The organism is Herbaspirillum sp. BH-1, from assembly GCF_002870055.1.
Classification (GTDB): domain Bacteria; phylum Pseudomonadota; class Gammaproteobacteria; order Burkholderiales; family Burkholderiaceae_D; genus Herbaspirillum; species Herbaspirillum frisingense.
In genome coordinates, this window is record NZ_PKOI01000006.1 from 183486 (window position 1) to 198531 (window position 15046).

The 15046-nt window shown below is 59.0% G+C and carries 12 protein-coding genes; 7 read left to right on the forward strand and 5 right to left on the reverse strand.

Features of this window, described 5'->3' with window-relative positions; all coding sequences use genetic code 11:
• Positions 1-1095: 1095 nt before the first annotated feature.
• The gene (locus HBH1_RS10585; protein ID WP_146012844.1) at positions 1096-1605 is read left to right on the forward strand and encodes a DUF6471 domain-containing protein; all 510 of its coding nucleotides are present in this window, start codon (positions 1096-1098) and stop codon (positions 1603-1605) included.
• A 272-nt stretch (positions 1606-1877) separates the two neighbouring features.
• On the opposite strand, the gene HBH1_RS25420 is transcribed toward HBH1_RS10585, so the two are convergent.
• The gene (locus tag HBH1_RS25420; RefSeq protein WP_233207582.1) at positions 1878-2039 is read right to left on the reverse strand and encodes a hypothetical protein; all 162 of its coding nucleotides are present in this window, start codon (positions 2037-2039) and stop codon (positions 1878-1880) included.
• 270 nt (positions 2040-2309) lie between these two features.
• Between HBH1_RS25420 and HBH1_RS10595 the strand changes: the two genes are divergently transcribed.
• Positions 2310-2600, forward strand: a complete 291-nt coding sequence (locus tag HBH1_RS10595) for a DUF3892 domain-containing protein (RefSeq protein ID WP_102662739.1) — start codon at positions 2310-2312, stop codon at positions 2598-2600.
• A gap of 30 nt (positions 2601-2630) precedes the next feature.
• Here HBH1_RS10595 and HBH1_RS10600 read toward each other — a convergent pair whose 3' ends face one another.
• Both HBH1_RS10600 and glmS read right to left on the reverse strand, forming a co-directional pair.
• Positions 2631-3611: a toll/interleukin-1 receptor domain-containing protein gene (locus HBH1_RS10600; protein WP_102662740.1), complete on the reverse strand. Its 981-nt coding sequence runs from the start codon at positions 3609-3611 to the stop codon at positions 2631-2633.
• A gap of 333 nt (positions 3612-3944) precedes the next feature.
• Positions 3945-5762 (reverse strand): glutamine--fructose-6-phosphate transaminase (isomerizing), encoded by a 1818-nt coding sequence (gene glmS / locus HBH1_RS10605; protein ID WP_102662741.1) that lies wholly within the window; start codon positions 5760-5762, stop codon positions 3945-3947.
• Positions 5763-5968: 206 nt separating this feature from the next.
• Between glmS and HBH1_RS10610 the strand changes: the two genes are divergently transcribed.
• A complete protein-coding gene (locus tag HBH1_RS10610; protein ID WP_102662742.1) occupies positions 5969-6439 on the forward strand; it encodes an Lrp/AsnC family transcriptional regulator in 471 nt (156 codons plus the stop codon).
• 95 nt (positions 6440-6534) lie between these two features.
• Here HBH1_RS10610 and glmU read toward each other — a convergent pair whose 3' ends face one another.
• Together glmU and HBH1_RS10620 are read right to left on the reverse strand one after the other, a co-directional pair.
• Positions 6535-7893 carry a bifunctional UDP-N-acetylglucosamine diphosphorylase/glucosamine-1-phosphate N-acetyltransferase GlmU gene (gene glmU, locus HBH1_RS10615; protein ID WP_102662743.1) on the reverse strand — a complete coding sequence of 453 codons (1359 nt, stop codon included), beginning with the start codon at positions 7891-7893 and terminating at the stop codon, positions 6535-6537.
• Between the two features lie 45 nt (positions 7894-7938).
• Positions 7939-9342: a CDP-glycerol glycerophosphotransferase family protein gene (locus HBH1_RS10620; protein WP_006461283.1), complete on the reverse strand. Its 1404-nt coding sequence runs from the start codon at positions 9340-9342 to the stop codon at positions 7939-7941.
• A 303-nt stretch (positions 9343-9645) separates the two neighbouring features.
• On the opposite strand from HBH1_RS10620, the gene rfbF reads away from it, so the two are divergent.
• The 4 genes from rfbF to HBH1_RS10640 are packed head-to-tail and all read left to right on the forward strand — an operon-like array spanning position 9646 to position 15028.
• Positions 9646-10416: a glucose-1-phosphate cytidylyltransferase gene (rfbF, locus tag HBH1_RS10625; protein WP_006461284.1), complete on the forward strand. Its 771-nt coding sequence runs from the start codon at positions 9646-9648 to the stop codon at positions 10414-10416.
• Between the two features lie 39 nt (positions 10417-10455).
• A complete protein-coding gene (gene rfbH / locus HBH1_RS10630) occupies positions 10456-11769 on the forward strand; it encodes a lipopolysaccharide biosynthesis protein RfbH (RefSeq protein ID WP_006461286.1) in 1314 nt (437 codons plus the stop codon).
• A gap of 17 nt (positions 11770-11786) precedes the next feature.
• The gene (locus tag HBH1_RS10635) at positions 11787-13130 is read left to right on the forward strand and encodes a GHMP family kinase ATP-binding protein (RefSeq protein ID WP_102662744.1); all 1344 of its coding nucleotides are present in this window, start codon (positions 11787-11789) and stop codon (positions 13128-13130) included.
• Positions 13127-15028: an N-acetylneuraminate synthase family protein gene (locus HBH1_RS10640; RefSeq protein WP_102662745.1), complete on the forward strand. Its 1902-nt coding sequence runs from the start codon at positions 13127-13129 to the stop codon at positions 15026-15028. Before HBH1_RS10635 ends, HBH1_RS10640 begins: the two co-directional genes overlap by 4 nt.
• The last annotated feature ends 18 nt before the right edge of the window (positions 15029-15046 follow it).

The following is a 15046-nucleotide window of genomic DNA, read 5'->3' on the forward strand; positions in this document are numbered from 1 at the left end:
ACTCCTCCTGGAATTGAAGAGCTGCGTTGACTTGTTGCTTGAAAAGCGTCGGACGTCCAGCTCCAGCAGGGACACACATGCTGGGGCCGATTGTTTTAAGCGCGTTCAGGCATGCAGGTCGCGGAATCAATGCTTGGCGCGGGCAGGAGAGGTAGTAGGGTCTGAATTCCTCATCACCAAAATTTCTTTTCAGCGATGGTTCTCGTATTGAGGACGTGATCAGCGCTGCTTGCATAAGCCGCTCAAGAGCTGCGGGGCATTTACTCCGAGAGCTTGGAGGGGAGGCCGAAGTGGGGCGTGGGTCGGGAGCGCGTAGATGCGTGCAGCCCGGCGCTTCGACGCGCGAGGTCATTTTCATAGGCGTGTTGATACCTTTGAACTTCGCCAAATATTTCGGCGAAGCCGTTGACATCGTTCGCTACCCATGGGAAAATCGCGCGTAGCTGTGGCGCGTGTGTCTTAGGGCAGGCGAACACTGGGGGAGCGGCCGACTGCAATCGGTTTTGCTCCCCTTCTCATTTCTAGCGGACATTAACGAGCCAGCAGAGCGTCCTGTGTTTTGGTGGACAAACTCACTCGCGAATCACGCTAGGGTGGCGCTGGGGTCTTGGGGTTACATGTTCTTTGTCCTTTTCGAAGGATGTTGAGAAAAAGTGCAATTTTTAGAGGGTGCAGCCACTTGTCAAAAGCGGCATTCTTTCTTATAATCGGACTTAACAGAAAATCGGGTAATTATTTTCCGATTTTTGTAAAAAATGAAGCCTAGAAGTGTACTGAGCATTGTTCTTTTGAGCAAGGCTCTTTTTGTGTTTCTTGCTGCAAACTGGATTCGGCCAGTTTCATTCCTTTCTTCAGTCCCAACTTTGGTTGGCGCTTCTCGTCCGATTTCTTAACGGCGAACAGTTTTGCTCTCTAGCACCGTTTTTGCGCGTGACATTGGTTACGTTGTCAGTCGATGTAGTTGGCTGTGCCCCTCATCCTCAATACAATTAAGAGAATTCAGTCGTGTGCCGCGCTAAGGCAGATGCTCTCAAAAAACTGATAGATATCTATCGGTAAACGATAGTCGCGCAAACGCAAATTGCAAGGGATTTCATGAGCAATAATGGTGCTCCGTGGGCGAGTTTGGCTGCGCGCGTTGTGCGCGTTGCAATGATGCGCAAGGATATCGGCTATGCAGAGCTATCTCGTCGGCTGGCTACCATCGACGTAGTGGAAGATGAGAGGTCCCTTGCGTCTCGTGTAGCAATCGGACGCGTGCGCTTGGCGATGTTCCTTCAAATGATTCATGTCTTGGGATCGGAAATCCCTTCTGATTGGCAGTGTTCGTTCAGGGAGGCGAGTGGCTGGGAGGACTGCGCAGCAAGGGTTGTGGCGGCAGAGCGTGCGCAGATTCCACCAATGAGCACTGAGAAATTGGCGGTGGGTATTGGCAACATTGGGGCTGGCTTCAAGGTTCAGACGCTTATGTCTCACTTGGATAAGGGGAATATCACCTTGTCCGATTTCTTGAGATGCCTCGTGGTACTGAGAAGCCATAGCCTGGACGATTTCATCGACTATCGCGATTTGGTGGCTGCTGCTGAGCTGGTGTTGAGCGAGTAGAGGGCACTGGAATTGCCGCACGTTCATTGAACAAGGTAAAGCGCATAGCTATAGGGAAAAGTGCTGTAAATACAGCGATTTTTCTGGGGTGAAAGATGCCTCTGCCAGCTACGATTCTGGCCCCAAAAATCTACAATTCGTCTGGAGGCGGTGCCACGCAGGTCGTTGTCCTATCGCGCGCGAAGGCGGAGCGGCGGCTGCCCTTTGATAGCGTCTCAATCATTTCCATCACTGCGCCCACCCAGCCTCCACTGTTGCTGTAAGGCTTCACCTCAATCTTGCGGTTGAGTTTCGCAGACGTTGACCATTTGGCGCCGGGAATTGGCAAACGGGCTGTACAGAAGCTCCCAGAGGCGTTCTCGCAGCAGCAAGCTGCCGAGGTGGGTGAATTCGTCGAAGAACTGCCGGCCGCCATCAAAACAATCGTGGTCCATTGCGCGGACGATTTCTCCAAATCAGCTGGGATCGCCGCGGCCATACATGGGTTATACGGTTTCAGCGTCGATGCAGCTCAGCTCGAAAGGGCCAATCCATCTGTTATCGCAGTGGTGATGGGGCGGGGGGGGGCAGCGCGGTGAGAGGTGAGTTGATTGGCCAGTAAGGTGCTGCGTAACCCTTGCTCAAGCTCATCCTTGAAATCTATTTTCTCCTCCCTATATGACTGTTGGCGATTTCGCCCGCTGAGAACAAGGAATGGAGGAGGTATGGCAGATTTTTGTATTACAGCAGTTCGCTATAACGAGAAGCGCACCCACATTGATTTCGTCCTCGTGAACGAAGAGAAGCCAGATGCACTTGGCCCGGACCGGATAGTTGCCCGGGCATTTGTGGCCGACCTGATTCGCTTGAAGAAAGCAACGTTTATCACTAGGTTCAAGGGGCCGGAAAAGGGCTATAAGCATGGGGCTGACGTTCACGTGATTGACGACGAATATTTGACCACGGAGCCAAATAAAACAGCAAAGGACAACCTAGGGAATTTGCCAGAGTTCTGAGTAGAAACAAAGTCGCCTGTTCAGCACTTGTTACCGCTGAACAGGCTCGATCAACATTGACCAGAGATACTCCGCGGCGCCTGTTTCTGACAGCTTGTCGACGACACCTCTAGCACTGCTCATCATTGGCTTGAGGTACAAGCTTTGACTGTCCTCGGTGATGGTCAAAGCCTCATTGTAGCTACCTGAATGGGTGGAGATTTGATTCGAGTAGGTAATTTCGCGATTGCCATTCCCACCAAAGGCTCCGCCATGTACGACGGTGCATTGAGAAACGCTCTTCCCATCCTTATAGATGCTCGCGGTGAAGCGGCGGGCATCCACGCGCGTAAATCTCCCCTGGAATTGGTCGTGTCGGGTCTGTAATTCCTGTAGCGAACCCTCGAAGAATCGGGCGATGAAGTCGAACGTTTGAGTGACGAACGTATCCTTATCCAGGTCTGAGAAATGCTGTCTGACGCGCATGTTGCTTGACCGGGGTAGTTCGTAGAACGATTGCTCAGGCGCGGATGCCTGCGCCGCTATCGGGGTCCTTGCGAAGAAGCCATCTCGATCTTTTGGCGCGGATGACTTCCCGGTCGCTGCAACGGCTGCGCGAATGGACTTCGCAATATTGGCAAATGCCTCGTCCTTATTGGGCCATGATGTCACTGCTCGGCCGTCGGTGGGAACCGCGTTGAGCTTGCCAAATGGAGCACCATGCCATTCGCAGGCACGCAGAATAACCGGGATGACACGCGCCTCGTTCGCCGCATGGCGTTCCAGTGCACGCTTCATTTCCGTTGCGTAGCAGTAATCCGATGCAATGAAATCGGCGCTGACGAGCAGCAGGATGATGTCTGCCTTCTCAAGTTGCTCACTAATAGCATCGTCCAGATTGTCGCCGGCAACGATGCGCCGGTCGTGCCAGGCAGTAATCAGGCCTTCGCGTTTCAATAGTGAAAGATGGACTTCCAACTGGTCGCGCAGAGGCTCGTCCACGTGTGTGTATGAGAAGAAAACAGATGCCATGCAGTTAGCTCACCAAGGAAATCAGGGAAAAGTAAGGTCCGATCCCAAGATAGCACGGCCGTAAGTAGGGTGCTATTTGCGGACAATTTCAAATAAGGGCGCTGCCCCAAAAGAAAAGCCACCCGAGGGTGGCTTCAAATTAGGGGTAATCCTGTAACAAGGGTAGTTTCCCCCTGTTTTGCGTGTTGTTTGATACCGGATGGCTAAATAGCCGACTGGCCCGTCTGGCGCGGATTTCCCAGGAATCGGGGGTAGGGAAATCCGGTCATCTACGACGGGCGAAAGTAGGTCATCTATTTACCGCCTACAACATAGTCAGAACCTCATCCCCCCTCACTCCACCGTCACCGACTTCGCCAAATTCCGCGGCTTGTCCACATCCGTCCCCCGCGCCAACGCCGTGTGATACGACAGCAACTGCAACGGCACCACATGCAGGATAGGCGAGAGCACGCCGTAATGTTCCGGCATGCGGATCACGTGCACGCCTTCGGCCGAGGTGATGCGTGAGTCGCCGTCGGCGAAGACATATAACTGTCCGCCGCGTGCGCGCACTTCCTGCATGTTCGATTTGAGCTTTTCCACCAGTGCGTCGTTGGGTGCGATCGTCACCACCGGCATCTGGTCGGTGACCAGGGCCAGCGGGCCGTGCTTGAGTTCGCCAGCGGCGTAGGCTTCGGCGTGGATATAGGTGATTTCCTTGAGCTTGAGTGCGCCTTCCAGTGCGATTGGGTAGTGCAGGCCGCGACCCAGGAAGAGGGCGTTTTCGCGTCGCGCGAAGGCCTCGGACCAGGCCACGATGCTGGGCTCCAGTGCCAGCACGCTTTGCAGGGCTGCGGGCAGGTGCCGCATGGCCTTGAGGTGGGCTTCTTCTTCCTCGTCAGTCAGCAGGCCGCGGGTCTGTGCCAGTGCCAGGGTGAGCAGGAACAATGCCGCCAGCTGCGTGGTGAAGGCCTTGGTCGAGGCAACGCCCACTTCCACACCGGCGCGGGTGATGTAGGCCAGTTCGCATTCGCGCACCATGGCGCTGGTGGCCACATTGCAGATGGTCAGGGTATGCGGCATGCCGAGGCTGCGGGCATGCTTCAGTGCGGCCAGGGTGTCGGCGGTCTCGCCGCTTTGCGAGATGGTGACCACCAGTGACTTCGGGTTGGGCACGCTGTCGCGGTAGCGGTATTCACTGGCGATTTCCACATTGACGGGGATGCGGGCTATCGATTCCAGCCAGTATTTGGCGGTCAGGCCGGCGTAGTAGCTGGTGCCGCACGCCAGGATCAGGATGGAGTCGACGTCCTTGAAGACCTTGTAGGCCTTGTCGCCAAAGAGTTCCGGCATGATGCGCACCACGCCTTCCAGGGTGTCGGCGATGGCACGCGGTTGCTCGAAGATTTCCTTCTGCATGTAGTGCTGGTAAGGGCCCAGTTCCACCGCGCTGGTGTAGGCCTGCACCGTGCGTACTTCGCGCTCGGCTGGTCGGCCGTTGCTGTCGACGATCCAGACCTTTTGCAGTTGCAGGTCGACGACGTCGCCTTCTTCCAGGTAGATGATCTGGTCGGTCGTGCCGGCCAGGGCCATGGCGTCGGAGGCGACGAAGTTCTGCCCCTCGCCCACGCCCACGATCAGGGGCGATCCCTGGCGTGCGGCAACCACGCGGTGCGGTTCGTCGGCGCAGAAGACGGCGATGGCATAGGCGCCGGTCAGGCGGTGCACGGCTTGCTGTACGGTGTGGAAGAGGTCGCCGTCGTACATGTGGTCGACCAGGTGGGCGATCACTTCGGTGTCGGTCTGGCTCTCGAAGGTATAGCCGGCTGCCTGCAGTTCGGCACGCAGTTCGTCGTGGTTCTCGATGATGCCGTTGTGGACCAGTGCGATGCGGTCGCGCGAGAAGTGCGGGTGGGCATTGTGCGTGGCAGGGGCGCCGTGGGTGGCCCAGCGTGTGTGGGCGATGCCGGTGAAGCCGGCCAGGCCGGTCTGGGCAATCTGCTGCTGCAGGTCGGCCACGCGCGAGGTGCTGCGCGAACGCTGCAGCTTGCCATCCACATGCAGCGCCACCCCGCAGGAGTCGTAGCCGCGATATTCGAGGCGCTTCAGGCCTTCAAGCAGGATGGGAGTGACGTTTTGTTGCGCTACTGCGCCGACGATGCCGCACATGGAATGCCTCTTGGGAAAAGATGTGCATGCATGGTAGGGCAGGCAATTTGAAATATGATTTCTAAAATTAGCATTAAATGAATTAATATTGCCTTATCACTGCATGTAGAAATATTTGGAAAGAAAATTCAAACTAATGAATTTATATTTCAATATGCGCCGTTCAATCTTTTCCGATCCATGACTGGCCCCCTGATTCAACGCTGATGAAACTCGACCTGGACGACCTTGACCGCCGGATTCTGCAGGCTTTGCAGACCGATGCCAGCCAGACCAACCAGGAGCTGGCTGCCCGGGTGCATGCCTCTCCGCCCACCTGTCTGCGGCGGGTCAAGCGGCTGGTCGAGGCAGGCGTGATTGCGCGTCAGGTGGCCTTGCTGGATCCGGTGCGCCTGTCGTCGACATTGACTGCGGTGGTCGAGATCACGCTGGACCGCCAGGGCGAGGAAGAGCAGCAGGCCTTCGAGGTGCTGGTGGCGACCGAGCCGGCGGTGCAGCAGTGCTATCGCGTCTCGCCGGGGCCGGATTTCGTGCTGGTGGTGCTGGTGCGGGACATGCCGGCCTATCACGCGCTGGCGCATCGCCTGTTCGCCTCGCAGCGCAATGTGCGCAATGTGCGCAGCTATTTCTCCATCCATCGCAGCAAGTTCGAAACGGCAGTGCCCATCGAGACCTGATGCCGTGTGAGCGGCGCTAAAAACAAATCGGCCAGCGCACAATGTGGCCGGCCGATTTTTTTTGCTGTGGATAATTCAGATTCGCGCCCGGGCACTCACTTCTTTATCTTTACCGGGCGCTGCCATCCCGCCAGCGACAGCTGCTTGGCGCGCGAGAGGGTCAGTTGGCCGGCCGGTGCGTCCTTGGTCAGCGTGGTGCCGGCACCGATGGTGGCACCCTTGCCCACGCGCACCGGTGCGACCAGCTGGCTGTCACTGCCGATGAAGGCATCGTCCTCGATGACGGTGCGGAATTTGTTGGCACCGTCGTAATTGCAGGTGATGACACCGGCGCCGACGTTGACCCCGCTGCCGATGTCGGCGTCACCCACGTAGGCCAGGTGATTGGCCTTGCTGCCGAGGCCGACGATGCTGTTCTTGACCTCGACGAAGTTGCCGATATGTACGTCGGCCGCCAGTTCGGTACCGGGGCGCAGGCGGGCATAGGGGCCGATCTGGGCCTTGGCGCCGACCACCGCGTCTTCGATGTGGGTGAAGGGCTTGATGTTCGCACCGGCAGCGATATGGGCGTTGCGGATGACGCAGTGGGCGCCGATGGTGGCGCCTTCGCCGATGCTGACCTCGCCTTCGAAGACGCAGTTGACGTCGATGCTGACGTCGCGCGCGCAGTTGAGCGCACCGCGTACGTCGATGCGTGCCGGGTCGGCCAGTGTCACGCCGGACTCCAGCAGGGCACGGGCGATGCGCAGTTGGTGTACCCGTTCCAGTTCCGCCAGCTGCACCTTGCTGTTGACACCCAGGGTTTCGGCCACATCGTCGGGCTGGGCCGAGACCACCTCGACGCCATCGGCCACGGCGGCGGCGATCACGTCGGTGAGGTAGTACTCGCCCTGTGCGTTCTTGTTGGACAGCCTGGACAGCCAGTCACGCAGACGCGCGGTGGGCGCGACGATGATGCCGGTATTGACTTCCTTGATGGCCAGTTCGGCCGTGCTGGCATCCTTCTGTTCGACGATGCGGGTGATCTTGCCGCCTTCGCGCACGATGCGCCCGTAACCGGTGGGGTTGTCCAGCTCCACGGTCAGCACCCCCAGCTTGTCCTGGCCGGCGGCTTGCAGCAGGCGCTGCAGCGTCGCGGTGCTGGTCAGGGGGACGTCGCCGTACAGCACCAGGGTGGGGGCGTTGTCGTCCAGATGGGGCAAGGCCTGCATGACGGCGTGGCCGGTACCGAGTTGCGGTTCCTGCAGGGCGAACGACAGGCCCTGGTCGGCGAAGGCCTTGGGTACGGCGTCGCCGCCGTGGCCGTAGATGACGCACAGTTGTGAGGGGGCCAGCGAGCGGCCGAGGTCGACTACATGGCCCAGCAGGGGTTTGCCGGCCAGGGGATGCAAGACCTTGGGCAGGGCAGATTGCATGCGTTTGCCCATGCCGGCGGCGAGGATGACGATGTTCATTCGATATTCTTGTAGGTGAAATACCAGGCAAAGCAGGACGCGAGATTACAGCTTGTCCATTTCATTGAGGAGGTCGTTGACGATGAATTGCGCGCTGCCCTCGGGGCGCGGCAACAGGCGCTTGATGATTTCCTCGCGCTTCTCCTTGAGCGGGTCCTGTTTTTCCACGCAGAGTTGCTCCAGATAGCCCACGACAGCCTCGAAATCGCCGGCCCGATACATGCCTTCCTGCAACATCTCGCCGATCGGGTTGAAGGGGAAGTGCCCCGGGTTCTCGGTCCAGATGATGGGCTTGCCGGTGACCATGTATTCCCCGAAGAAGCCAATGCCATCGGTGATGAGGATGTCCGAACCCCAGAACAGCGGCGCGTAGTCACCGTTGGTGACCATGGCGGTGTTGGGCAAGGCGAGAAACTCTTCGAGATAGCTGCGCAGATCCGGTTGCGTCATGAAGCCATAGGCGACGACCTTTTCCAGCAGGGCCGGGTGGGGCTTGAAGACGATGTCCAGGTGCGGACATTCGCGCGCCAGTTGCAGGAAATGCTTGTAGTTGCTCCGGAAGGTGGAGAAATTGAGCCAGTCCGCGGTCATGCTGTGATGCGGTGCCCAGATGATGCGGATCTTGTCGGGGCCGATCGGCAGTGGCCAGGCAGCCTCGCTCTTGGCACGGATGATCTGGTCGAATTTGGGCGTTCCAGCCACCACCATGTTGGAATCGAAGATGAAGTCCCGCGCACGATCCAGCGCCAGCGGCGACTCGGCATAGATGCGCCAGCAGTTGCGCATGAAGTGGTGGTTGTAGTGTTCATCCTGCATGGCCACCGAACCGAAACCGTAGGGCACCATGCAGACCTTGGCGAAGTTGATTTCGTTGTAGCGGAATTCAGGCTGGATGCTGATATCCCAGGGCGCTTGCCGGAAGATGATGTCCGGGTTCATCAGCTTGAGCAGTTCCAGTTCTTCCACCGGATCGTTGCTGTTGAAGCGGATCGGCTTGATGCCCAGCTGCATCAGGCCGTTGTAGTTGATCTCTTCCTGTCCAAAGCGCTGTGCGTTGAGAAAATCCCGCTTCAGGGTCACGACCACCGGCTCGAAACGCTCGTGTTCCAGCATGAGCCGGTAGATTTCATCCAGGGCGTTCCAGGTTTCCACATTGTGAACAAGGAAGATCACGCGGATCACCTCGCGCGGGCCGCGATAGACGTTGCGCGACACCAGTTGCGTGGTCGATTTCAGTTTTGACAAGGAAATATGCAGCGGGATCAGCAATTGCTGCATCGACCGTTCGATCTGGGCGATCCCCTTTGCCTGGGTCTCGGCCATGACGCGGGTGGTCGTCATCAACTGCCTCAAACTGTGTTCCAGCCCGTCAAGGCGGCCGTCGATCTGCGCCAGTTTTTCTTCCAGTGCCTTGGAGGACGGGGCGTTGTCGTTTGCATTCTGGCTCATTGCGATTCCGGAGTGAGAGGATTAAACAGGGACCTGTTCGGGGAAATACAGGATTTTTAAGGAAGAAGTCTGGAATTGAAGCATGTTGGATCAGATTGGCCCGTTCTTGGTACGGTTCGACGGGCGTCCGCCGCAGCTGATCCGTATTCATCCAACGCGGCGGTGGCGGGTCGCCGGATGAGCTACGAAGGCGCGGGTGAGGCTGAAAAAAACCTTTCTAATCGCCAAATAGGCCGTTTTTCAAGTGTGATTTAATGGGCCGAATTATTGGAATTATCGCATCAAAGTTCAATAAAGGCGCTTATGAAGGTTGTCATCCTGGCCGGCGGACTGGGTACTCGACTCAGCGAAGAAACGGCTCTCAGACCCAAACCGATGGTGGAAGTCGGCGGCAATCCCATTCTCTGGCACATCATGAAGATCTATGCCAGCCATGGCCTGACCGACTTCGTGGTGTGCTGCGGGTACCGGGGCTATGTGATCAAGGAATACTTTGCCAACTATTTCCTGCACACCTCCGATGTCACGTTCGATCTGGCCAAGAACTCGGTGGAAGTGCATCACAAGCATGCCGAGCCATGGAAGGTGACCCTCATCGATACCGGCGCCGACACCCAGACTGGTGGGCGTCTCAAGCGCGTGGGCCAGTATATCGGTGACGACGACTTCTGTTTCACCTATGGCGACGGCGTGGGCGACATCGACATCACCGCCTCGATTGCCTATCACCGCCAGCATGGCCGCATGGCGACCGTGACCGGGGCGCGCCCGCTGGGGCGCTTCGGCACGCTCAGCGTGGACGGCGACCGGGTCATGAGCTTCAAGGAAAAGCCGCCCGAGGAGGGCGGCTGGATCAATGCCGGCTTCTTCGTCCTCTCGCCGCGCGTGCTGGACTATATCGAGCAGGATGCCACCGTCTGGGAAGGCGCGCCCATCGAGCGCCTGGCCAAGGAAGACCAGCTCAGGGTGCATTATCACAACGGTTTCTGGCAGCCCATGGACACCCTGCGCGACAAGAACTATCTCGAAGACCTGTGGTGGTCCGGACGCGCTCCGTGGAAGCGCTGGACGTAAGCAGGGTAACCAGGTCGCAAGACAGCAAAACAGAACATCATGGATAAAGATCAGTTGAGAAAGCAGATCGCCGCACTGGTGAAACAGTATGGCGAACTGGCGCACCAGCCGGTGGCATTCGTCCCCGGCGTGACTACCGTGGCCCCGGCAGGCAAGGTGATCGGCAGCAGGGAACTGGAACTGATGACCGAATCGGTGCTGGATGGCTGGCTCACCACCGGTCGCTTCAACGATGCCTTCGAGGCCAAGCTGGCCCGGTATCTGGGGGTGCAGCACCTGATCACGGTCAATTCGGGGTCATCGGCCAATCTCATCGCCTTTTCGACGCTGACCTCGCCCAGCCTGGGCGCGCGCGCCATCCGGCCGGGAGATGAAGTGATCGGCGTGGCCGCCGGCTTCCCGACCACCGTCAACCCCATCCTGCAGTTTGGCGCCGTGCCGGTGTTCGTGGACGTGGATATCCCGACCTACAACATCGACCCGGCCAGGATCGAGGCTGCCATTTCGGACAAGACCAAGGCCATCATGCTGGCCCACACGCTGGGCAACCCCTACAACCTGGACGTGGTGGTCGGCCTGTGCAAGAAGTACGGGCTGTGGCTCATCGAGGATTGCTGCGATGCCCTGGGTTCGACCTATCGTGGCCAGTTGGTGGGGACCTTCGGTGACATCGGTACCCTGAGCTTCTATCCGGCGCACCACATCACCATGGGCGAGGGCGGCGCGGTGTTCACCAACAACCCCGAGCTCAAGCGTATTGCCGAATCCTTCCGCGACTGGGGGCGCGACTGCTATTGCCCCCCGGGCAAGGACAATACCTGCCAGAAACGCTTCTGCTGGAAACTGGGCAACCTGCCCGAAGGCTACGACCACAAGTACACCTATTCGCATCTGGGCTACAACCTCAAGATCACCGACATGCAGGCCGCCTGCGGTCTGGCCCAGATGGAGCGGGTGGATGACTTCGTGGCTGCCCGCAAGCGCAATTTCGCCTATCTCAAGCAACGTCTGAAGAGCTGTGAGGAGTTCCTGATCCTGCCGGAGGCCACCCCGGAATCCGATCCGTCCTGGTTCGGTTTCCCGATCACCTTGCGCCCCAACGCGCCGGTGTCACGGGTAGACCTGCTGACCTACCTCGACCAGCAGCGCATCGGCACCCGTCTGTTGTTCGCCGGCAACCTGACCCGCCAGCCCTACATGATCGGGCGCAACTATCGCGTCAGCGGTGAGCTGGGCAATAGCGATGTCATCATGAACGATACCTTCTGGGTCGGTGTCTTCCCTGGGCTGACCGAAAGTCATCTGGATCACGTGGTTGATCATCTTGAACGCTTCCTGGGGGTCGCATTTTGAACCAGCTTCTGGAAAAAATGATCGTCTACGACGACGAGGATTTGCTGTCTGCCATCGACAAGATTGAAGCGAGCCGTTTCCAGACCGTCTTCGTAACCGATCGTGAGCTCCAGTTGAAGGGCCTGATCACCAATGGTGACGTGCGGCGCTTCCTGCTCAACGGCGGCCAGACCGATGAAGCCGTCACTGCCTGCATGAACAAGAGTTTCCGCAGCGTCGGGATGAATGCCAGTCGCGAGGAAATGCTGAAGTTGCTGGACCTGGGATTCACTGTCATTCCCAAGGTCGCCCCGGACGGCCGCTTGATGGACCTGATCACCCCGGAGTACGAGCTGGCTTCGCCCGAGGCTCCGGTCCTCACGCGCGCCCGCGCCCCGGTGCGGATCAGCTTCGGCGGCGGTGGATCGGACCTGACCTATTACTTCGTGGATCATCCCGGTGCGGTCCTGAGCACCACCGTGGCGCTGTATGCCCACGCTACCCTGATCCCGCGCGCCGACCGCAACATCCACATCTATTCCGAAGACCTCGATACCCATACCCACTACCCCTCGCTGCTGGACCTGCTGGCTTCGCCCCGCCAGGACCTGCTGTCGGCAGTGGTATCGGTGATCAAGCCGATCTATGGGTTTGACCTGTATGTGCGCTCCGACTTCCCGGTGGGTTCCGGACTGGGCGGTTCGTCCGCGGTCGCAACCGCCGTGGTTGCGGCCTTCAATGAAATGCGGCTGGACCGCTGGACCACTTATGAAGTGGCTGAACTGGCTTTCCAGGCCGAGCGTGTCTGCTTCGGTGTGGCAGGTGGCTGGCAGGACCAGTATGCGTCAGCCTTCGGCGGTTTCAACCTGATCGAACTGGGTGACAAGAAGAACCTGGTCCATGCGATCCGCCTGGAAGCCGCGACCGTCAACGAACTGGAAGAATGCCTGATCCTCTGCGATTCGCGCATCAAGCATGATTCCGGCACGCTGCACAAGAAGCAGCGCGAGACCTACTCCAACGAGAACAAGGCCGAGCAACTGACCGAGATGGTGGCCTTGTGCCGGGAGATGCATCGCCATCTCCTCCGCGGCGAACTGATGGACTTCGGTCGTTGCCTGGACAAGGCCTGGCAGCTCAAGCGCGGTCTTTCCGCCGACATCAGCAATCCCGAACTGGCCCATATCTACGAATCGGCGATGCAAGCCGGCGCGCTGGGTGGCAAACTGCTGGGTGCCGGCGCGGGTGGGTTCTTCCTGTTTTTCGTGCAGCCGCAGTATCGCCAGCAACTGGCCAAGCGCCTCAAGGACCTGAACTGCAAGCTGTCGATCTTCAAATTTGAAAATGAGGGTGTCGTTTCCTGGCGCACCAAAATCCTATGAGCAATACCGTTTTTTCCATCGATGGACATGAAATCGGCGGGGCACGCGTCTTCGTCATCGCCGAAATCGGCAACAACCACAACGGTTCGCTGGAACTGGCCAAGCAGTTGGTGGACGCGGCCATCGAGGCCGGTGCCGACTGCGCCAAATTCCAGCTGCGCGATCGTAGCGCGCTGTATCGCACCAAGGCCGACGGCTCGGTGGCGGAAGACCTCGGTGTCGAATATATCCAGGACCTGCTCAACAAGGTCGAACTGAGCATCGAAGATCATCGCGCCGTGCGCGACTATTGCGCCCAGCGCGGCATCACCTACATGTGCACGCCCTGGGATGAGCCCAGCGTCGACGTGCTGGCAGGCTTCGATGTCCCGGCCCTGAAGATCGCCTCGGCCGACCTGTGCAATCCCTACCTGATTCGCAAGGCGGCCAGCCTGGGCAAGCCGCTGGTGCTGTCCACCGGCATGTCCTTCGAGCATGAAATCGTGCGCGCCATCGATCAGCTCAAGAGCTTGCAGGTGCCGTTCGCGCTCCTGCATTGCAACAGCACCTATCCGGCGCCGGAGTCCGATATCCAGCTGGGGTATATCGCCCGCCTGAAGCAATTGCATGGCGTCATCGGCTATTCGGGCCACGAGCGTGGCACCGCCGTGACCCTGGCCGCCGTGGCGCTGGGTGCGTCGCTGGTGGAGCGCCACATCACCCTGGACCGCAACATGGAAGGGCCGGACCACCTGGCCAGCCTGGAGCCGGCCGAGTTCCGGCAGCTGGTGGACGGTATCCGCCAGATCGAGAAAGCGCTGCCGTGGAGCGGCCCCGGCCGTCATGCCAGCCAGGGTGAATTGCTCAACCGTGAAAACCTCGCCAAGAGCGTGATTGCCGCGCGTGACATCGCCGAAGGCGAGGTATTCAGCGAAAGTGCCTTGCGCGTGGCCAGTCCGGGCCAGGGCCTGGCGCCCTACAAGCTGGTCGAATTGCTGGGCAAGCCGGCCAATCGCGCCATCGCCCAGGGTGAATTCCTGTTCGAAAGCGATCTGCGCGAAAAACTCAGCATCGACCGCCGCTACCACTTCCCTGTGAAATGGGGCGTGCCGGTGCGTTATCACGATTTCCGTCAGTACGAGACCTGGGTCAAGCCGGACCTGTTCGAGTTCCACCTGTCGTATCGCGACCTTGGGGTCGATCCTGCTCCCTATCTGACGCAGGTCGCCTGCACCCGACTGGTGGTGCATGCGCCGGAACTGTTCGAGAACAGCGAACTGCTGGACCTGGCCGCGGACGACGAAGCCTATCGCCAGCGTTCCATCGACAACCTGCAGCGCGTGGTCGATGCCACGCATCGCATCGCCGAGTTCTTCCCCCAGGCTGATTCCTTGCTGATCGTGGCCAATGTCGGCGGCTTCTCCGCCGATGCACCGTTCCCGCTGGCACATCGCAAGGTCTTGTATGAGCGTTTCCTGGCATCGTGCGCACAGATCGATTTCGGCCGCACCGAACTGGTCCCGCAGAACATGGCGCCTTTCCCCTGGCACTTCGGCGGCCAGCGTCATCAGAACATCTTCATGATGCCCGATGAGCTGGCAGCCCAGGCGCGCGCCATGAACATGCGGCTGTGCCTGGACCTGTCGCACCTGCAGATGACCTGCAACCACTTCGGCCTGGACTTCCAGCAATCCCTGGCCCTGCTGTTGCCCTATTCGGCGCATCTGCACGTCGCCGACGCCAAGGGGACCAACGGCGAAGGCGTGGTGATGGGCACCGGCGACGTCGACTGGCCCGCCAGCTGGAAGAAGATCGCTGCCTGCCCGGGTATGGGATTCATCCCCGAGGTATGGCAAGGGCACAAGGACCACGGCGCCGGATTCTGGTCGGCGCTTGAATATCTGGCCTCGCTGAACTAAACAAAATGGACTTCGTGC